We start from the raw sequence: 19,169 nt of genomic DNA on the forward strand, positions 1-19,169 counted from the left end.
CCGCGCACTCGCGCCGCATCCCCACAGCTTTCCCGACCATTGGAGCCACCGTGGCCGAACAGTCCCGCCTCGACAAGGTCATCGCCCTCGCCCGCCACCGCGGGTTCGTCTTCCAGGCCGGTGAGATCTACGGCGGTTCCCGCTCCGCGTGGGACTACGGCCCCCTCGGCACCGAGCTCAAAGAGAACATCCGCCGGCAGTGGTGGCAGACGTTCGTCCGCGGGCGCGGCGACATGGTCGGGCTCGACTCGAGCATCATCCTGCCCAAGCGCGTCTGGGAGGCCTCGGGGCACGTCGCCACCTTCACCGACCCGCTGGTCGAGTGCCTCAGCTGCCACAAGCGCTTCCGCGCCGACACGCTCATCGAGGACTTCGAGGCGCGCAAGGGCCGCGCGGCCGAGAACGGTCTGGCCGACGTGCCCTGCCCCAACTGCGGCAACAAGGGGCAGTACACCGAGCCGAAGTCGTTCTCGGGCCTGGTGAAGACCTACCTCGGGGTCGTCGACGACGAGTCGGGCCTGTACTTCCTGCGTCCCGAGACCGCCCAGGGCATCTTCGTGAACTTCTCGAACGTGCTCACGGCATCCCGTCGCAAGCCCCCGTTCGGCGTCGGCCAGGTCGGCAAGGCGTTCCGCAACGAGATCACCCCCGGCAACTTCATCTTCCGCACGCGCGAGTTCGAGCAGATGGAGATCGAGTACTTCACGCCGCCCGCCGAGGCGAACGAGTGGTTCGAGCACTGGGTCGAGGCGTGCTGGAACTGGTTCCTCGACCTGGGCATCGACGCCGACAACATGAAGCGCTTCGACGTTCCCGAGGACGACCGCGCGCACTACTCCGCCGGCACGATCGACGTCGAGTACCGCTTCGGTTTCCCGGGCAAGGAGTGGGGCGAGCTCATGGGCGTCGCCAACCGCACCGACTACGACCTCAAGAGCCACTCCGAGGCATCGGGCCAGTCGCTCACCTTCTTCGACCAGGCCTCGGGTGAGAAGTACACGCCGTACGTCATCGAGCCCTCGTTCGGTCTGACGCGGGCCATGATGGCGTTCCTCGTCGACGCCTACCGCGAAGAAGAGGTGCCCAACGCCAAGGGCGGCACCGACACCCGCACGGTGCTCAAGCTCGACCCGCGCCTCGCGCCGGTCAAGGTCGCCGTGCTGCCGCTGTCGCGCAACGAGCGCCTGTCGCCGCTGGCGCGCGAGGTCGCCGACACGCTGCGTGCGGCCGGGTGGAACATCGACTTCGACGACGCCGGCGCCATCGGCCGCCGCTACCGCCGTCAGGACGAGATCGGCACCCCGTTCTGCGTCACCGTCGACTTCGACTCGCTCGACGACAACGCCGTGACCGTGCGCGACCGCGACACGATGGGCCAGGAGCGCATCGGCCTCGACGCCCTGCACGGCTACCTCGCCGAGCGCCTGCGCGGAGCCTGACCCCTCACGCACGACTGACCGGATGCCGTGACCTGGAGGTCGCGGCATCCGGTCTCGTCGTCTCACGGGTCCGTGACAGCGCCGCGACAGTGCCGTGACAGCGTCCCCGTCCCCGTGACAGGGGTGCGACAGAGCCCCCGGCGCATTCTTGCGTCATGACCACTTCATCCACCCGCGTCCCGGCGGTCCGCGCCGAGGGCCTCGTCAAGACGTTCGGCTCGAACCGGGCCGTCGACGGCGTCGATCTCGTCGTCGAGGCGGGCACCGTCTACGGCGTGCTCGGCCCCAACGGCGCCGGCAAGACCACCACCATCAGCATGCTCACGACGCTGCTGCGTCCCGACGGCGGTCGCGCCGAGATCTTCGGCCACGACGTCGCTCGAGAGCCCCACGTCGTGCGCCAGCTCATCGGCTTGACCGGGCAGTTCGCCTCGGTCGACGAGAAGCTCTCGGCCACCGAGAACCTCATGATCTTCGGCCGGCTGCTCGGCCTCTCGCGCCGCGATGCGCGCCGCAAGGCGAGCGACCTGCTCGAGGAGTTCGGCCTGACCGAGGCGGCATCCCGCCCCCTGGCGAAGTTCTCGGGCGGCATGCGTCGCCGGCTCGACCTCGCGGCCTCCCTCATCGCCCAGCCGCCGCTCATCTTCCTCGACGAGCCCACCACGGGCCTCGACCCCCGCACCCGCGGGCAGATGTGGGACACGATCCGGCGGCTCGTGTCGTCGGGTTCCACCGTCGTGCTCACCACCCAGTACCTCGACGAGGCCGACCAGCTGGCCGACCGCATCGCCGTCATCGACCGCGGCCGCGTCGTCGCCGAGGGCACGGCCCTCGAGCTGAAGGCGTCGGTCGGTCAGGCGTCGCTCGTGCTGCGGCTGCAGCCCGGTTCCGACCTCGACCTCGCCCGCACGACCGTGGCCCGGGTGCTCGACGCGACGGCGATCGTCTCGCCCGAGGCGGCGCGCCTCACCGTGCCGATGTCCGACCCCGACCGGGTCACCGATCTGCTCGTGGCCTTCCGCGAGGCGGGCGTGCACCTGAGCGAGTTCAGCGTGCAGCAACCCACCCTCGACGAGGTCTTCCTCACCCTGACCGGCGCCGGAGTGCCGGCCGACGACGCCGGCGCGCACGAGAGCGCCACCCCTCTCGAAGGAGTCCGCGCATGAGCGCCCTCACCCTCTCGCGCGACCTGCCCCGAACCGCGGGTCTCGCCCAGACCGTCCAGAACACCCTCACGATGGCGGGCCGCGGTCTGCTGAAGATCCGCCGCACGCCCGAGCAGCTCATCGACGTCACGGTGCAGCCGATCCTGTTCACCCTGATGTTCACGTACATCTTCGGCGGGGCGATCGCCGGAGACGTGCAGAACTACCTGCCCATCATCATTCCGGGCATCCTCGTGCAGACCGTGATCACGACCTCGGTCGTGACGGGGACGCAGTTGCGCGAAGACATGGACAAGGGCGTGTTCGACCGGTTCCGCTCGCTCCCGATCGCGCGCATCGCGCCGCTGTCGGGCGCCCTGCTGGCCGACACCGTCCGCTATGCGATCGCCACCACGATCACCTTCGCGATGGGCTACCTGATGGGATTCCGTCCGGCCGGGGGTCTCTGGGCCGTCGTCGCCGCGGGACTGCTCGTCATCGTCTGCTCGTGGGCGATCAGCTGGATCTTCGCCTTCTTCGGCGTCATCGCGCGCAGCGCGTCGAGCGTCCAGGGCATCTCGATGCTGATCCTGTTCCCCCTGACGTTCCTCTCGAACGCCTTCGTCCCCTCGAACACCATGCCCTCGTGGCTGCAGTGGTTCGTCGACGCGAACCCGGTGTCGCACCTGGTGTCGGCGGTGCGCGACCTCGTCAACAACGGCGTCGTCGGCTCCGACGTGCTCGTGTCGCTGCTCGGCGCCGCGGTGATCGTGGCGGTCTTCGCCCCGCTCACGGTGCGCGCCTACATGCGCAAGGCCTAGTCGAGCAGGGCCGTGAGGGTCTCGGCATCCACGTCCGACAGGGCGGAACGGATGCCACCAGCGGGCGCCGAGGTCTCCTCGGCGCCCGCTCCGGTGCGTGCGCTCACCCACACGTGGAACGGGTCGTGCACGTCGGCGGCCCCGCGCACCGCGGTGGCGCGGGCGAGGGCCTCGCGCGCTCGGGCGGAGCGCCCGGTGACGGCGTTCCACCCCGCGACGGCGAGCAGCACCGACGCGATGATCGGGTGATCCTGCGACGAGATCGCCGCCGAGAGCGCGGTGCGCAGCGTCACGCGGGCCTCGTCGTCTCGGCCGAGCAGCAGCAGCGCCTGGGCGCGCTGCGCGTCGAGCCATGCCGAGAACTGCTCGGGGATGCCGGGCTGCCCGCGCAGATCCACCAGGCCGACCACCCGCAGGGCGGCCTCGCCGTCGCCCGCCGCGACCTCGACCTGGGCCGCGGTCATGTACGCCTGGGCGAGCGAGCGCACCGATCCGTCGGCCTGGGCCGCGTCGTCGATCGCGCGCGCGCGGAGCCGTGCCTCGTCGAGGCGGCCGAGTCGCAGCAGAATGCCCACCGCCTGCGACTGCTGCTGCAGAACGTCGGGGACCGACGACAGGCCCTGCACGGCCGCCGCCGAGCGGTCTGTGACGGCCAGGGCATCGTCGAGGCGGCCGGCGAGCGAGAGCCATTCCGCGCGCAACTGGCTCGCGAACCCCGTGCCCCACGGGTCGCCGATCGCCTCGAACATCGCGAGCGCGCGTTCGCTCTCGCGGTCCAACGCGGTCATGTCGCCGGAGTTCTGCGCCGCTCCCGCCCGCAGCGCGTGCAGGATCGCGCGCGTCCACGCCGGGGCGGCGGCGAACTCCTCGTCGGTGACGTCGACGTGCCAGGTGCGCGCGGCGTCGCCGGCGCCGCTGCGCAGCACCGTCTGTGCTAGGCGCAGCAGGGGCGGCACCAGCGCGGTGACGTCGGATCGATTCCGGTGAGCCGCCTGCTCGAGTTCGGCGCGGCGGGCGGTGTAGCTCTCGAGGGTCACCGTCGACGGCCGACCCGGCGCGGGGAACGCCGCGGCAAACAGGGCGACCGCCTCGACCACCACGCGGGGCTCGTCGTCGAGTGCGGCGGTGGGATCGGCGAACTCGGCGACGGCGCGGCGCAGGTCGTCGGTGCGTTCGCGCACGGCCCAGGGCCACACGAGACTCCGCAGCAGGCGCACCCCCGCGCGCCGGTCGTGCGCCTCGGCGCAGACGCGCAGGGCCGCGGTGAGGTTCTCGTCGTTCGCGTCGAACCAGGCGAGGGCGTCGCGCAGGCCCGGTCCGCGGGTACGCGCCTCGCGGGCGGCGGCGAGCTCCGTCAGCACCACGGCCGCGCGCAGGCGGTACGTCTCGGCGGCGCCGTCGGTGCGCAGGCGGTCGAGTCCGTACTCGCGCACGGTCTCGAGCATGCGGAAGCGGGCGTCGCGACGCACGAGCAGCGAGCGGTCGACGAGGGCGTCGAATTCCTCGGCATCCACCTCGAAGGCGGCAGCCACGGCCGCCGCGTCCCCGGCGCCGATGCCGTCGGCGAAGACGGCCGAGGCCTGCAGTGCGATGCGTTCGCCCGCAGACAGGGTGTCCCAGCTCCAGTCGATGAGGGCGCGCAGGGTGCGGTGGCGCTCCACGCTCAGCCGAGGACCGTGCGACAGCAGCGCGAACCGGTCGTCGAGGCCGGCGTCGATCTCGGCGAGGGTGAGTGTTCGAGTGCGGGCGGCGGCGAGTTCGATCGCGAGCGGCAGGCCGTCGAGGCGCTGCACGATGCGCTCCGCCGTGGCGCGCTCGTCGTCGTCGGGCAGGCGGCCGCGTGCGGAGCGCACGCGCTGGGCGAAGAGCATCCGGGCATCGGTCGGCGGCAACGGCCCGAGATCGACGAACGCCTCGCCCGGGATGCCGAGGGGCTCGCGGCTGGTGGTGAGCACGCGCACGCCGGGACTCATGCGCAGCAGCGCCAGGGCGGCCTCCGCGGCTTCGCGCACGAGGTGCTCGCAGTTGTCGAGCACGATCACGACGTCGCGGCCGGCCACGGCCTCGGTGACCCGGTCGAGCGGAGAGACCGGGGTGGCCGCGGTCTCGGGCAGGCGGATGCGACGGCCGACGGCGCCGGCGATCGCGGTCCACACGTCTCCGGCGGCGGCCGGGGCGAGCTCGACGACGATCGAATCGGCGACCGCGCGGGCGGTCTCGATGGCGAGCGTGGTCTTGCCGGCGCCACCGGGGCCGATGACGGTGACGAGGCGGTCGGTGCGGAGCCGCTCGCGGATCGCGTCGAGCTCGTCGCCGCGGCCGACGAGGGCGGTCAGCGCGGCTCCGACGGGCGACGCCGCCTGTGCGGACGCGGTGGGCGGGGATGCGGACGCGGTCGGCGGGGATGCCGTCGATGTTCTCGCGGCGGCGGCGATCAGGCCCTCGGCGTGGGCGCGGTCTTCGAGCAGGTCCCGCACCAGCCAGTCGAAGCCCTCGTGCGGGGTCCACACGTCGCCGGTCCACAGCGCCAGCGCCGCGCGAGCGCGCTCGGGGTCGTTCGCCGCTCGGGCCTCGGCGACCAGGTCGGCGAAGCGGGTGACGTCGACATCGTCGCGTGTGAGCTCGAGCCGGTACCCGCCGGGGGTCGACGTGACGAGCCCCGCCGGCAGCGACCCGCGCAGGCGCGAGACGAGCGACTGCAGGGCCGCGCGGGGATCGTCGGGGGTGTCGCGCACCCAGACGTCTTCCGCCAGCGCGCGGGTGCCCACGGTCGTCCCGGCATCGATGGCGAGGCGCAGCAGCAGGGCCTGTCGCGCACGCCCGGGAACGACGACGGCCTCGCCGTCGTCGGATGTCACGGCCAGGCCGCCGAAGAACCTCACCCGCACGGTGTCCAGACTAGGTCGCGCGACACGGTCCCCGCGGAGCGCGGGGGGATCGGCTGTTCGGTCGATGGCCGCACCCGCCCCCTGGGGAGGAGGGGCGGGGGTGGATGACACGGGCCGCGGGCAGGACTTCGTTAGCCTGGGGTCGACGACCGACGCCGAGGGGGCACGATGACGGAAGTCGATGGTGGACGAGAGTTCTCCGGTCCTGCCTGGCCGCCGAGGTCGGGAGCGCTCGTCGACACCTCGCGCTGCCCGTCGTGCTTCACCCCGATCACCGCGACGCCGTGCGTCTCGTGCGGACTGAACCTCGCCGACTCACGCACCGCGCGCGTGCTCGAGCTGTCGCAACGTATCGTCGAGCTCGTCGACGAGCGCACCGACGTGCTCCTGCGGGTCCACCGCGACGCCGCGGTCGCGGAAGCGGCGGCTGCGGCCGCTCCGGCTCCGGCTGCGGGGGAGCGGACGCCGGCGGGGCCGGCCCCCACCGAGGTGCCCCGTGCCCCCGCCGCGACCGACGTTGCAGCCAAGACTGACGCCGCAGCTGCGGCCTCGGTGGCGGCGGAGCCCTCCGCGGCGGCCTCGGCTCCGGTCGCGGCGACCGAGGTGGTCTTCGCGCCGCCGTCGGGGGCACCGGTTCTTCCTGTGCCCCTCGACCCGTCGCCCGCGCCGGTCGCCGCCTCGGTCCCTCCCCCGGTCGCGGCGCCGATGCCGCCCGCCGCCACCCCGGCCCCGCCGTTCGTCGGGGGCCCGCCCCCCGCCGTGGCGGCGCCGACGGGGTCCCCGCCCGCCGGGTCCCCGCCGCCCCCGTCCCCGCCGGCGAAGCCGCGCCGCTCGAGCGTGCAGGTGTTCCTGCTGTCGGTGGGTGTGGTGCTGCTCGCGGTCGCGGCGGCCTTCTTCCTCACCGTCGCGTGGATCAGCGGTGGCCTCGTGCTGCGGTCGATCATCATCGGGCTGGTGACCGCGGCGATCATCGCCGCCGCGTCGATCCTGCGCCGACGCGGTCTCGGAGCCACCGCCGAGGGCATCGCTCTGCTCGGCATCGCCTTCGTCGCCCTCGACGTCTGGGCCGTGCGCGCCAACGACCTGGGCGGGGCGATGAACGTCGAGCCCCGCGTGTTCTGGGGAGTCACCTCGATCGTCGCGGGCGGAGCCTTCGTCGGGTGGGCGCGGCTCTCGCGGCTCCGTGCCCCGCTGTCGACCGCGGTCGTGTCGCTCGCGATCGGCCCGGCGGTGCTGGTCACCGGCCTTGTCGAGCGAGATGCCGCCCTCGGCGGGTACGCCGGGGGTCTCGCGCTCCTCGTCGTCGCCCTCGCGGCCCCGTTGGCCCCGCTCCTCGCCCGCCGCCCGCGCCCGGCACTCGCCGTCGAGGTCGCCGTCGTACGGGGTCTCGCCGCCGTCGGGGCGGCCGTCGCGGTGACCGCCGCCCTGCTCGTCGACCCGCGGAATGCCGCGAGTCCCGCTCTGCTGTCGGCCGCCCTCGCGGTGGCTCTCGCGCTGCACGCCCGCTCGCTCGCCCGGCGCGGTGCCGCGCGTCTCGCCCCCACCGCGGCCGTGCTGTCGGTGCTCGTCCTGGGCGTGGGCGTCGCCGCCTCCGCCGTCCGCACGGCCGACGCCGCGCTGTCGGCGACGGTTCCCGTGCTCATCGCCGCCGCTCTCGCGCTCGGTCTCGACGCCGCTGCGCGCCGCGCCACCCCCGGCGTGGGTCGGACCACCGTCGTGACCGCTGCCTGGGCGGCCGCCCTCGCCGCCGCGCTCGCCGCGGTCGTCCCGTTCTTCTGGGCGCTGACCGCCTTCGGCGCCCCGGTGCGCTCGATCATCTCGACGTTCGGGCAGTCCGCCGTCGACACCACAGCTCCGGATGCCACGAGCACCGCCGCCGTCATCGCGCTCGCCGCCATCGTCGCCCTCGCCGCCGTCGTCTGGCGCCTCTCGGGGTCGTGGCCGCAACGCCGATCGCCCGCGCTCATCGCCGCGGCGACCGTCGCCCTGCTCGTCGGGCCCCAGCTGCGGGTGCTCCTGCTCGTCGTCGGCTGGTACCTCGTGCTGGCTGTCGTCGCCCTCATCGTCCTCCGGCGCCGGCGCGGCGACATCGCGCTCGCCGCGGTGGCCGGGTCGATGGCCCTCGGCATCGGCTGGCTGCTGTCGTTCTCGTCTCCGCTCGCCTGGGGGCTCGCTTCGATCGTCGTGGCCGCCGTCCTCGCGGCCGCCGCGGGCGTGCACCCGGGGCTCCGCGTGCCGTCCACGGTGTCGGTCGTGCTGTTCGTATCGGGGAGCGCTCCGTTCGTGCCCCCGGCGATGCGCATCGGCGCCGATGTCGTCATCGAGGGGTTCTCCCTCTTCATCGCGTCGCTCGTCATGGCCTCCCTGTGCCTGATCGTCCTCGTGCTCCCGCTCGTCCGCGGGGTGGGGCTCACCGCGGCGCAACGCCAATCCGGAATCGTCTCGGCCCTCGCGGTGATCGCTGCCGTGGGACCACTGGCGCTCTTGTTCCGCACGGGGGTGGCGGCCGACGTCTGGATACTCGCTTCGGCGGCCGTTTCGGCGGGGGCGTCGGCAGCCGTGCTCACGGTGCCCTACCGGTCGTGGCGTGTGGCGAGGCCGGCCGCGGCCCTCCTGGCCCCGCTGCTCGTGGCGGGCGCGGCCGGGGCGGCACTGCGTCTCGTCGACGCGGCCCCTCTCGCGCGCGTGGTCGTTCTCGCGGCGATCGCCCTCGTGGCCGCTGCGGCGGCGCTCCGCCTGCTGCGCGCCGACGCTCTCACCCGCGCATTCCTCGACGCCGGAACGGCGATCGTCGTGGCCCTGTCGATCGCCGATGCGCCGTCGCAGGGCGTGCGGTGGATCCCCCTCCTGCTCGCCGCGGTGACCGCGATGATCTGGGCGACCGACGTCGATGGCCTCTTCCGTTCTCGTGGCCCGCGGCGTCATCTCGTCTGGCTCGCGCTCCTGCTGGGAACGCTGGCCCTGTGGACCCGGCTGTTCTGGCAGCAGACCGAGGCCGTCGAGGCGTTCACGGTGCCCGTCGGCGTTGCGCTCCTCGCTCTGGCCGCCGGTCACGAGCGTGCGCGACGTCTCGTCGACGGTCGCTCCGTGACCGGTCCCGCGGTCATCGCCGCCGCGGGAATCACCGTCGCTCTCGCCCCCGGCGCCCTGGCCACCCCCGACGACACCGTCCGCACTCTCGTCGTCGGCGCTGTCTCGGCCACGGTGCTCGTCGCCGGAGCCTGGGTGCGCCCCGCGCGCACTCCCGACGAGCTGCCCGTCGCCGTCGGTGCCTCGGGAGCGCTCGCCCTCGTGCTGCTGACGGTCTCGCAGCTCGGGCACGCGGCCGGTCGCGGGGGCATCGGTCTCGCCGATCTCGTCTTGATGGTCACGGCGGTCGCGATCGGGGTGGCCGCGCGGGGAGTGACCCGTCGCCCCGCGCCGTGGGCGCCGGCATCGGCGCGCATCGCCGCGGTGACGGCGGCCGCGATCCTCGCCTTGGGCTCGACGGCGCTCGTCGCCGCCGACGGGGGGCCGATCGTCCGCACGGTGGGAGCGATCGTCGTACTCGGCGCCCTCGGCGTCGGCGCTCTCCGATCCGCATCGCCGCTGCTCGGCATCCCTCTGTCGATCGCCGGACTCGGCGGCGCGGGTCTGGTCGCCGTCGCCGGGGTGGGAGTCGACGTGCGCCCGATCGAGTGGACGACGATCCCGCTTGCCCTGGCCTGGATCGTCGCCGCCCTGCTCGAGCGCCGCCGCCCGATCACGCCGCCCTTCGTGCTGCTCGCCGCGGCGGGGCTGACCGTGGGACTGCTGCCCTCCGCCGTGCTCGCCGACACGTCGCCGGCCCGGGCGATCGGCGTCGCCGTCGCGGCGATCGCCGTGCTCGTGGGGGCGGTGCTCCTTCTGCGGCACGCGTTCGCCCCGCTCCTGACGCCCGTCATCGCGGTCGCGGGACTGGCGCTGATCGTCGCCGCGTCGCTCCGCGCCCTGCGCGAACTCGCCACACCGCTCTTCGACGTCTGGATGCTCCTCGCGACCGTCCCGCTGGCGGGTGCGGCCGTGCTGCTGCTCCGGCGCCGCGCAGCCGTCGCCTCGTGGATGCCGGTGGTCCTCGCCCTCGCCGCCCCCTCGGTCGCGGTCGCGCTGACCTCGGCGCGTCTGTCGGCGACGGGGGAGGGCGCTGTGCGCCTGGTCGTGACGCTCGTCGCCGTCCTGACCCTGGGGCTGTGGTGGCGCGGCCGGATCGTGTTCTGGGCCGTGATCGCCCTGTCCACCGTCCTCGCCCTCACCGCGATGGTCCTCGGAAGCGCCGACCCCGTCGAGGCGGCCACCGCTCCTCTCGCCGCAGCCGTCGTCTTCCACGGCATCCGGGCCCTGCATCGGCATCCCGAGCTGCGCACCTGGCCCGCCCTGGGGATCGGTCTCGGGCTGCTTCTCGTCCCTTCGTTGCTGTTCGACTTCGGCGCCGACAACGCCCTCTGGCGCGTCCTCGCGCTCGGCGTCGTCGCTCTCGCGGTGCTCCTCATCGGCGCACGGTTGCGCTGGCAGGCCCCCGTGCTGCTCGGCGGGGTGGTGCTCATCGTCCACGCCGTCGCCCAGCTGTGGCCGGGGATCACCGCGCTCTACGAGAGCGCGACGGGTCTCTGGTGGCTGTGGCTCGGCATCGCCGGCGTCCTGCTCATCGTCGTGGCCGCGACGTACGAGCGTCGCATCCGCGAGGTGAAGGCGGTGGCGCTGGCGATCCGCTCCCTGCGCTGAGTGCGCTTCGGGGCGACCGACAGGTAGCCCGAGTCGCCCGGAGGGTTCAGATCACGGGGCCGTGAGCGGCGAGCGGAGCCCCGGAAGAGGGGGTCCTCCAGTTCGAGCGGCAGAGGACGACCAGGACCGCGGTGATCGCCACGGCGTAGATCGCCACGGCGATACCGCCGGGGGCACCGAGCGCCGTGAGGGCGGGAAGCACCAGCATGAAGCCGCCGACGACCAGGCAGACGAGCACGAGCGCGCGATCGGTGGACGCCCCCCGCTCGGTCTGCGCACCTCGACGGGCCAGGAGGAACGCCCGAATCGCCACCACGGCGAAAAGCGCGGCGAGAAGCAGGTTGCCGGGGAGGGCGAGGAAGGCCGCACCGACCGAGGCGCGCCACACGTCGAACGCCACGAGCAGGGTGACGAGCGTGACCGGAACGAGAACCGCGGCGATCACGCCACGCCGGAGGGCGGAGCGCGTGATCGCCCGCTGCACCGGATCGCTCATTGACTCGCGAAGGGAGAGCACGACGCCCTAGACGGCGCTGCGGGCCGGATCGATCTCGACACCCACGCGCTCGCGAAAGCGCAGAACGACCGAGCCGGCCGCCAGCGAATAGCCCCAGGGCATCACGATGCGATCCTGATGGGAGCCCGGAGCGTCCCACAGCATCGTGACGCTCTCCGGCTTGAGCTCGGCGAGGAAATCGCGGGTGTCGCCGTTCCCCGACGCGAACTCCTCTTCCCATTCCCGGAAGAGTGCCGATGGAGCGGAATCGGGATCGTCCAGAGCCGCGGTCAGCGCGTCACGGGCCATCATGTCGATCCGCTCCCAGCCCAGGAGGATGGCGTCGAGTTGCTCGACCTGCCGCTCATCGAATCGAGACGGGTAGTCCACTTCGAGGCGGAACGGCACGGTGGCGCCGCTGAGCTCGGTCGTCGTTTCGAACACGGCGCCGCCGACGCCGCCGACGAGCTCCACGGGTCCGAAGACACGGCTTTCCATTGCGATGTGATCCGTTCTGCTGTGGTCCGGGTGCCGGATGAGGCTCATCAGTTGGGCGTGAGGGCTTCCGACGCAGCGAGCTGCTCGACGAGTCGCTGGTTCTCTTCGTCGGCGTTGAAGTAGTTCTCCACCTCGGCGTCGAAGAGATCTTTGCCGCGCGAGTACTCCTGCAGGGTCGAATTGATCGCATCGGCCGTGTAGTCGAACAGATTCAGCGCATTCGAGTGCGTTCCGCTCGAGATCGCGGCGTGCGGCGTCGGGTCCGAATAGGGCGGAGATCCGAGCGCGGTCTTCGCGGCATCGAGGCCCTCGATCACACGCTGCATATTGCTCGACACGGTATTCGTGTGCTGGCGTACCATCACGATCTCGTCGGAGAAGTTCTGATCCTGCGGCTCGATCCGGTAGCGGTTCAGATCGAAGCCGCCCGGGTCCGCGATGATCGCATTGACGGCGCCGGAGAGCATGGTGCGAACCTCGGACTCCTGATCGGAGACCGCCGTGCGGAGTGTCTCGAGGGCTTCCTCGAAAGACGACATGATCTCGTCGTAGCTTCCGCCGGTGATCGAGGCATCCGCACTGATGGCGGCGACCGCGGTCGAGGCGGCAGACGAAAGGGTGACCATCGCGCCGACAAGGGGTGCTGCGGCGCCGGCCGTCGCCACGGTCGCCACCGCTGCGGCGACCGTGGCCACCACTCCCAGCGTGATCTGGAAGTCGGCCGAACCCTTGCTCTCGGCGTACTCGGCACACGCGGATTTGGCGTTCTCCACGATGGTGGCCACGTCGTCGCGCACGCCCTCCCACATGGTCGACTGCATCGTGTAATTCATCTGCAGGATCGCCGCAGCGGCTCCGAGACTCTGCGAGACACCCTTGAACTGGGTGTAGTACTTGTCGAGCATCGGCCCGATGAAGGACGCGACCAGCTCCTGCGTGAGCAGATCGCCCATGGTGTTCGTCGAGGTGAGGATCGCTCCGTCGTCTGCGACGGACGCACCGCTCCCGGACGCCCCGAGACTGGCGGCCGCACTCGACGTGGACGTCTTGTACACCCCGGCGTCGGCGCCGGTCGGCAGGGCGCGCCACTTGTCGACGACGTCGTCGACACGCGAGCGGACGCCGTCGTAAGAGATGTCGTCGTTCCAGGGCATGCCGTCGACCTTGCCGCCGCCCTCGCCGGAGGCGTTCGGCATCTCGTAGCCGTTCGGCGCCCAGCCCCACTTGTAGTAGTAGTTGGTGCCGAACTTGTCTTCGTAGAAGCCGTCGTCAGCCATGAAGGCGTCGATCGCCGCCTTCTTCAACGCGCCGATTGAACTGTCCAAGTCGTCGTAGCTCACAGAAATTTCCTCATCCGTCGCTTGCGAACGGGCGACCGCTGATCATCTCCACCACCGAAGCCGCCCCTCCCCCTATTCTGCATATCGCGTCGCGAAAGAGAACCCCAGCGGGTGAAAGTGCCTGACCCCACCTAAGATCGTCGTGTCGTGAATGGGGGAAACAAATGACCGAAGGTCGAACGCTCGCGGTGTCGCGGATGCGTGTGGCGAGTATGGCTCTCTCGGTCGCCGCTCTCGCCTTCTTCGCGGTCGGCATGCTCCTGTCCTGGTCGCGCGTGGCCGTGCTGACCGTGCCCGTGGTCATCGGTGCGGTCGCGCTCGTTCTCGCGGTCCGGGCGCGCGGAGTCGCCGCCCCTCGCTTCGGCCGGATCATCGCCATCGTGCTGTCCGCGTTGGCGATCGTCGCTCCCGCCGTCACCATCGGCGCAGTACTCCTCGGGGGAGCCTTGGCCCCGTCCGCGACGTACACGCTCACGGTCGACTCGCCGGAACCCGTGAACGTGGTCATAAGGGAAGGCGCCGATCGCACGAACGAGAAGTGGGACTCGGGCGAGACCATCACTCTCGACTCCAGCGCGACGGTCATCGGCATCGGAGCACAGGCGTCGACCCCCACCACGGTGATCTCGTGCGAGATCCGCCGCGACGGCAACATCCTGGTCTCCGACGAACGCGCCGGATCCGTCGACTGCAGTTTCACGGGGCGCGACGAGTAGCGCAAAAGGCCCGTGCCCGAAAGGCGCTCGTTCGCGTGAACGCGGTGAACGCGAGGAACAGCAGACTGCCCCTCGGTGCCCGCGGGCGAGCCTCAGGCCTTCGCTTCCTTGACTGCGGCCTTCGCCGCGCGCTTGTGCTCGCGCACCCGGGTGAGCGATTCCGGGCTCGTGATGTCGGCAACCGAGCGGAACGATCCGTCCTCCCCATAGGGCGCTGAGGCCTCGCGCCACCCGGCGCCGTCGAAGCCGCATTGCTTGCCGAGCAGGGCGAGGAAGATCTTCGCCTTCTGCTCGCCGAAGCCGGGAAGCGCCTTCAGGCGCTTCAGCACCGTGGCGCCGTCGGGGTCGTCGCGCGTCCAGAGGTTCTCGGCGTCGCCGCCCCAGTCCTCCTCGAGGGCCGCGCACAGCGCTTGCACGCGCCCCGCCATCGAACCCGGATAGCGGTGCACGGCGGGCGACTGCGAGAAGGTGGCCGCGAAGTCGTCGGGGTCTTCGTGGGCGAGGGTCGCGGCATCCATCGATCCGACGCGCTCCTGGATCTTCAGCGGACCGGCGAACGCGGTCTCCATCGCGACCTGCTGGTCGAGGAGCATGCCGATCAGCAGCGCGAGCGGGTTGCTCGACAGCAGTTCGTCGGCGGCCGGGTCGTCGGTGATGCGCAGGCTCATGCGTTCATTCTCGCGCGTTCCCCGCGCGAGGGGTGCGGCGCGGGAATCGTGCCCCCGAGGTATCAGCGGGGGCGGTCTCGCGGTCGGTCTCCGCTCACGCCGGCTCGGCGATCCACTTCTCGGCGAAGGGCACGGCGGACATCGTCGCGAGGTCGGCCGTGATCTCGTTCAGCTGCGCGGTGAAGTCGTCGACGTCACCGGGAGGCAGGCGTTTCACGATCGACCCGTCGACGCGCCGGATCACGACCTCGCTCACCGATGGCGCGACGCTGCCCGCGTCGAACAGGCCGAGCACCACGGTGCTCGCCCACCGTAGCCCGTTGCGGGCGCGATCCTCTCCCGCGACGACGTAGACCTCGGATGCCGGTGTGCTCACGGCATCCATCCTGCCCGACGGGCGCCCGCGCCTCAGCGCGAGCCGGCGTGCCTCAGCCCGCGTCGGCGATGCCGTCGGGGCGGGCGGTGCCGCGCTCGACGAGGGGCTCGGTGACCTCGATGCCGAACAGCGCCGACAGGGCGTCGACGTACTCGTCGGCGCGGCCGGTCTCGGCCAGCTGGTGCGCGCGGGTCGTGGGGGTGTGCAGCAGCACGCCGACGAGGTGGCGGAGCGCCTGCTCGGTCTGTCCGCCCTCGTCGCCGCGGGCACGCACGCGCGCCACCTCGGCGTCGAGGACGCCGAAGACGTGGGCGCGCAGGGCGACGACGGCGGGCGTGATGTTCTTGCGTTCGCCGACCGAGACGAAGCGGCGGGCGGCGTCGCGCACGAGGTCGCGCGCGGCGTCGGTGGCCTGCAGTTCTTCGAGTGGGGCGTGCAGGCGGATGGTCTCGAGGTCGAGCAGGTCGACGCCCGGCACGGTAGCGACGTCGGGGTCGACGTTGCGGGGCAGGCCCAGGTCGATCACCAGGCGCCGCGCGGTGTGGTCGACGGGGCATCCGCCGGCGGTCGCCTCGACGGCGGCTTCGGCGCGGGTGCGGCCCGCGGCGAAGGTCGCGGCGCTGACGACGTGGTGCTCGCTGGTGGTGCAGGTGATGACGAGGTCGGCGTGGGCGACCGCCATCGGGAACGTCTCGGCCGAGACGGCGCGCAGGCCGTGCTTCGTCGCGAACTTGGTCGCCCGACCCGAGGGGGAGTGCACCGAGATGTCGGCGGCGCCCTGATCGCGGAGGGCGGCGACCGTGGCCGCGGCGTACGCACCGGTCCCGACGAGCAGCACTCGCTGCGTCGACCAGTCGGCGATGCGGCTGTCGGCGAGCTCGAGGCCCAGGCGCACGAGCGAGCGGCCGGCGCGGCCGATGGCGGTGGAGTTCTTCACGCCGCGCTGCGCTTCGGAGGCCCGCTGGAACAGACGCTCGAGTTCGGCGGAGGTGGTGCCGAGGGCGCGGGACTCGGTGAGCGCGCGGCGCACCTGGCCGGCGATCTCGCCCTCGCCGACGACGACGGATTCGAGGCCGGATGCCACCGAGAACAGGTGCTCGGCCACGTCGCTTCCGCCCAGCACGGTGTACGAGCCCTCGAGTTCGCTGACCGGAACGCCGGTGGCGGTCTCGATGGCGGCGAGGGTGGCCTCGATGCCCAGGGCGACGCCCGCGGTGACGGGCTCGTCCATGTCGACGTACGCCTCGAAGCGGTTGCAGGTCGCCACCACGACGGCGCCCTGAACGCACTCGTCGTGCTCGGCGATCAGAGGCGCGACCGGGGTCGCGGGTACGCTGAGCCGCTCGAGGAGCTCGAAGGACGCGGTCTTATGACTCGCGCTGACGCACAGCAGCACGTTCATATTCTACGCCCGCGCCCCGTGGGGTATTCCGGTGGGCCGCTCGACGTCGAGGCATCCCCCTGGTCGGCCGTCGCCCAGTGGGAGGATGGATGCCATGGCCTCCCTCGACGCGCCCCTGCTCCGTGCCCTCCGCGGCGACCGCCCCGAGCGGCAGCCGGTGTGGTTCATGCGACAGGCGGGGCGCTCCCTGCCCGAGTACCGCGAGCTGCGCGTGGGCACCCGCATGCTCGACGCGTGCCTCACCCCGCACCTCGCGGCCGAGATCACGCTGCAGCCCATCCGCCGCCACGACGTGGACGCCGCCATCTTCTTCAGCGACATCGTCGTGCCCCTGCGGCTCGCGGGTGTCGACGTCGTCATCGAGCCGGGCCGCGGGCCGGTCTTCGCCGATCCGGTGCGCACGGCCGACGATGTGGCGCGCATCACGGCGATCGACCCGGCCGAGGTGGCCTCCGCGGCGGAGCCCGTGCGCGAGGCCGTGCGCCTGGTCACCGCCGAGCTCGACGACGCGGTGCCCCTGATCGGTTTCGCGGGGGCTCCCTTCACCCTCGCCGCCTATCTGGTCGAGGGCGGTCCGTCGAAGGAGCACCTGCGGGCCCGCGGGATGATGCACGCCGACCCGGCGTCGTGGCACCGCCTGGCCGGCTGGCTCTCGAAAGTCTCGCGCGCCTTCCTCGACGCGCAGATCGACGGGGGAGCGCAGGCCGTGCAGCTGTTCGACTCCTGGGCCGGGTCGCTCTCGCCGGCCACGTTCCGCGAGTTCATCGCCCCGCACTCGCACGCGGCGCTCGAGGGCATCGACGTGCCGCGAATCCACTTCGGCGTGGGCACCGGAGCCTTCCTCGACGACATGCGCCTCGGCGGGCTCGCCGACGCGGTCGGCGTCGACTGGCGCATGCCGCTCGACGAGGCGGCGGCCCTGGTCGGTCCCGACGTGACCCTGCAGGGCAACATCGACCCGGCACTGCTCGGCGCGCCCTGGCCGGTGCTGGCCGCGCACGTCGACGACGTGCTGGCCCGCGGCCGCGCGGCCCGCGCGCACGTACTCAACCTCGGCCACGGTGTGCCCCCCGACACCGATCCCGAGGTGCTGACGCGCATCGTCGCCCGCGCGCACGGCGCAGACGCGTGAGCGAGCCCCTCGAGCGGCTGGCGCGTCACGCGCACGAGACGCACGTGGTCGTCGTGGGCGGGGGAGTGTCGGGTCTCGTCGCCGCGCGGGAGTGCGCCAAGGTCGGCCTGCGGGTCACGGTGCTCGAGGCGTCCGACGCGGTGGGCGGCGTCGTGCGTTCCGCCGAGGTCGGCGGCATCACCCTCGACGTGGGGGCCGAGAGCTTCGCGACACGCGGCGGCATCGTGCGCGAGCTCCTCGACGACCTCGGCCTCGCCGACGACGTCGTGTCGCCGAATCCGGCCGGTGCGTGGGTGGTCGGCGTGCCGGGCGTCGGGGCGGCCCCGCTGCCGAAGGGCGGGGTGCTCGGCATCCCCGACAATCCCTGGGCGCCCGACGTGCGCCGTGTCATCGGATGGTCGGGGGCGTGGCGTGCCTACGTCGACCGCTTGCGGCCCCCGCTCACCATCGGGCACCAGCACAGCCTCGGCAAGCTCGTGCGCTCGCGTCTCGGCGCACGCGTGCTCGACCGCCTCGTCGCCCCCGTCACGAGCGGGGTGTATTCCGCCCGTCCCGACGACATCGACGTCGACCTGGCCGCCCCGGGCCTGAACGCCGCCCTCACCCGCGTCGGTTCGCTCACCGGCGCCGTCGCCGACCTGCGGGCGCGTCGTTCGGCTCCGCGGCCCGCCGATGCTCCGGCATCGGATGTCCCCGTCGCCGGCGGTCCCGCCTCGAAGACCGCGGCGGCCGGCGGGGCGGTCGAGGGGATCGCGGGCGGCATGTCGCGCCTCGTCGACGCGCTCGTCGATCAGCTCGTCGAGCGCGGGGTCGAGCTGCGCACCGGCGTCGCCGCCGAGCGTCTCGACCCGCGCGACGGCGGCGAATGGACCGTGGCGACCTCGGCCGACGATGAGGCCCTCCACGCGCACGCCGTGATCGTGGCGCTCCCCGAGGGCGCCGCCCGCGCCCTGCTCGCCCCGGTCGTCCCGGGCCTCGACCTGGGCGACCCCGTGGCGCCGGTGGTCGAGGTCGTCACCCTCGTCGTGCACGCGCCCGAACTCGATCGCGCGCCGCGCGGCACCGGCGTGCTGACCGTGCCCGGCAGCCACATCGCCAAAGCGCTCACCCACTCGAGTGCGAAGTGGGACTGGGTACGGGATGCCACCGAGCCCGGCGTCCACGTCGTGCGGGTCTCGTTCGGAGCCCAGGGTGAAGAGCCCGCGACCTCCGCCCTCGACGACGATGCCGCCGCCGCCCTCGCCCTCTCGGAGGCCGCCGCCCTGCTCGGCGTCGAGCTGCCGAGCTCGACCCTGCGTGCCGCGCACCGGGTGCGCTACGTGCAGTCGCAGCCGGCGGCGACCATCGGACGGGCCGCCGAGACGGCCGCCGCGCGCGGGGCGATCCGCTCCGTCGCGGGGCTCGGGGCCACGGGCGCGTGGATCTCGGGCACCGGGCTGGCGCAGGTGATCCCCGATGCGCGCGACGAGGCCGACCGTGTGCGCAGCGACGCGCTCTGGCGACACTGA

14 protein-coding genes are annotated in these 19,169 nt (G+C 72.6%); 7 read left to right on the top strand and 7 right to left on the bottom strand.

Going from position 1 to position 19,169, the window contains the following annotated elements; genetic code table 11:
- The first annotated feature begins 50 nt into the window (after positions 1–50).
- The 3 genes from ASG45_RS02930 (at position 51) to ASG45_RS02940 (ending at position 3,405) form a co-directional block, all read left to right on the top strand.
- Positions 51–1,439: a glycine--tRNA ligase gene (locus ASG45_RS02930; protein WP_055832748.1), complete on the top strand. Its 1,389-nt coding sequence runs from the start codon at positions 51–53 to the stop codon at positions 1,437–1,439.
- Between the two features lie 155 nt (positions 1,440–1,594).
- Positions 1,595–2,605 carry an ATP-binding cassette domain-containing protein gene (locus tag ASG45_RS02935; RefSeq protein ID WP_055832749.1) on the top strand — a complete coding sequence of 337 codons (1,011 nt, stop codon included), beginning with the start codon at positions 1,595–1,597 and terminating at the stop codon, positions 2,603–2,605.
- Positions 2,602–3,405 (top strand): ABC transporter permease, encoded by an 804-nt coding sequence (locus ASG45_RS02940; protein ID WP_055832750.1) that lies wholly within the window; start codon positions 2,602–2,604, stop codon positions 3,403–3,405. The genes ASG45_RS02935 and ASG45_RS02940 overlap by 4 nt, the downstream gene beginning before the upstream one ends.
- On the opposite strand, the gene ASG45_RS02945 is transcribed toward ASG45_RS02940, so the two are convergent.
- Entirely contained in the window at positions 3,402–6,293 is a 2,892-nt protein-coding gene (locus ASG45_RS02945) for an ATP-binding protein (protein ID WP_055832751.1), read from the bottom strand. The two genes, ASG45_RS02940 and ASG45_RS02945, sit on opposite strands and share 4 nt — an antisense overlap.
- Positions 6,294–6,461: 168 nt before the next feature.
- Here ASG45_RS02945 and ASG45_RS02950 point away from each other — a divergent pair, with 168 nt between their 5' ends.
- Positions 6,462–11,033 (top strand): SCO7613 C-terminal domain-containing membrane protein, encoded by a 4,572-nt coding sequence (locus ASG45_RS02950; protein ID WP_055832752.1) that lies wholly within the window; start codon positions 6,462–6,464, stop codon positions 11,031–11,033.
- A gap of 46 nt (positions 11,034–11,079) precedes the next feature.
- On the opposite strand, the gene ASG45_RS02955 is transcribed toward ASG45_RS02950, so the two are convergent.
- Genes ASG45_RS02955 through ASG45_RS02965 form a run of 3 tightly spaced genes read right to left on the bottom strand, consistent with a single transcriptional unit; the run spans position 11,080 to position 13,367 of the window.
- Positions 11,080–11,529, bottom strand: a complete 450-nt coding sequence (locus ASG45_RS02955; protein WP_055832753.1) for a hypothetical protein — start codon at positions 11,527–11,529, stop codon at positions 11,080–11,082.
- A 27-nt stretch (positions 11,530–11,556) separates the two neighbouring features.
- Positions 11,557–12,075: a hypothetical protein gene (locus tag ASG45_RS02960; protein WP_156458908.1), complete on the bottom strand. Its 519-nt coding sequence runs from the start codon at positions 12,073–12,075 to the stop codon at positions 11,557–11,559.
- On the bottom strand, positions 12,075–13,367 hold the full coding sequence (locus ASG45_RS02965) for a hypothetical protein (protein ID WP_055832755.1): 1,293 nt from the start codon (positions 13,365–13,367) through the stop codon (positions 12,075–12,077). Before ASG45_RS02965 ends, ASG45_RS02960 begins: the two co-directional genes overlap by 1 nt.
- Positions 13,368–13,531: 164 nt before the next feature.
- Here ASG45_RS02965 and ASG45_RS02970 point away from each other — a divergent pair, with 164 nt between their 5' ends.
- Entirely contained in the window at positions 13,532–14,083 is a 552-nt protein-coding gene (locus tag ASG45_RS02970; protein ID WP_055832756.1) for a hypothetical protein, read from the top strand.
- Between the two features lie 92 nt (positions 14,084–14,175).
- Here the strand turns inward: ASG45_RS02970 and ASG45_RS02975 are convergent, their stop codons facing one another.
- The 3 genes from ASG45_RS02975 to ASG45_RS02985 all read right to left on the bottom strand — a co-directional run bounded on the left by ASG45_RS02975 (position 14,176) and on the right by ASG45_RS02985 (position 16,523).
- Positions 14,176–14,751, bottom strand: coding sequence for an HhH-GPD-type base excision DNA repair protein (locus ASG45_RS02975; protein ID WP_055832757.1), 576 nt, complete (start codon positions 14,749–14,751; stop codon positions 14,176–14,178).
- A 94-nt stretch (positions 14,752–14,845) separates the two neighbouring features.
- Entirely contained in the window at positions 14,846–15,127 is a 282-nt protein-coding gene (locus ASG45_RS02980; protein WP_055832758.1) for a hypothetical protein, read from the bottom strand.
- A gap of 52 nt (positions 15,128–15,179) precedes the next feature.
- Positions 15,180–16,523: a glutamyl-tRNA reductase gene (locus tag ASG45_RS02985; RefSeq protein ID WP_055833213.1), complete on the bottom strand. Its 1,344-nt coding sequence runs from the start codon at positions 16,521–16,523 to the stop codon at positions 15,180–15,182.
- Positions 16,524–16,623: 100 nt separating this feature from the next.
- Between ASG45_RS02985 and hemE the strand changes: the two genes are divergently transcribed.
- Positions 16,624–17,661 carry a uroporphyrinogen decarboxylase gene (gene hemE / locus ASG45_RS02990; protein WP_082516427.1) on the top strand — a complete coding sequence of 346 codons (1,038 nt, stop codon included), beginning with the start codon at positions 16,624–16,626 and terminating at the stop codon, positions 17,659–17,661.
- A complete protein-coding gene (hemG, locus tag ASG45_RS02995) occupies positions 17,658–19,169 on the top strand; it encodes a protoporphyrinogen oxidase (RefSeq protein ID WP_055832760.1) in 1,512 nt (503 codons plus the stop codon). The genes hemE and hemG overlap by 4 nt, the downstream gene beginning before the upstream one ends.

It is taken from the genome of Microbacterium sp. Leaf436 (assembly GCF_001424715.1).
Lineage (GTDB): Bacteria > Actinomycetota > Actinomycetes > Actinomycetales > Microbacteriaceae > Microbacterium.

Bases quoted from the DNA above. Each gene is read 5' to 3' on its own strand.
- ASG45_RS02935 (WP_055832749.1), top strand. From the start codon at position 1,595: ATGACCACTTCATCCACCCGCGTCCCGGCGGTCCGCGCCGAGGGCCTC.
- ASG45_RS02940 (WP_055832750.1), top strand. From the start codon at position 2,602: ATGAGCGCCCTCACCCTCTCGCGCGACCTGCCCCGAACCGCGGGTCTC.
- ASG45_RS02950 (WP_055832752.1), top strand. From the start codon at position 6,462: ATGACGGAAGTCGATGGTGGACGAGAGTTCTCCGGTCCTGCCTGGCCG.
- ASG45_RS02955 (WP_055832753.1), bottom strand. From the start codon at position 11,529: ATGAGCGATCCGGTGCAGCGGGCGATCACGCGCTCCGCCCTCCGGCGT.
- ASG45_RS02960 (WP_156458908.1), bottom strand. From the start codon at position 12,075: ATGAGCCTCATCCGGCACCCGGACCACAGCAGAACGGATCACATCGCA.
- ASG45_RS02970 (WP_055832756.1), top strand. From the start codon at position 13,532: ATGACCGAAGGTCGAACGCTCGCGGTGTCGCGGATGCGTGTGGCGAGT.
- ASG45_RS02975 (WP_055832757.1), bottom strand. From the start codon at position 14,751: ATGAGCCTGCGCATCACCGACGACCCGGCCGCCGACGAACTGCTGTCG.
- hemE (WP_082516427.1), top strand. From the start codon at position 16,624: ATGGCCTCCCTCGACGCGCCCCTGCTCCGTGCCCTCCGCGGCGACCGC.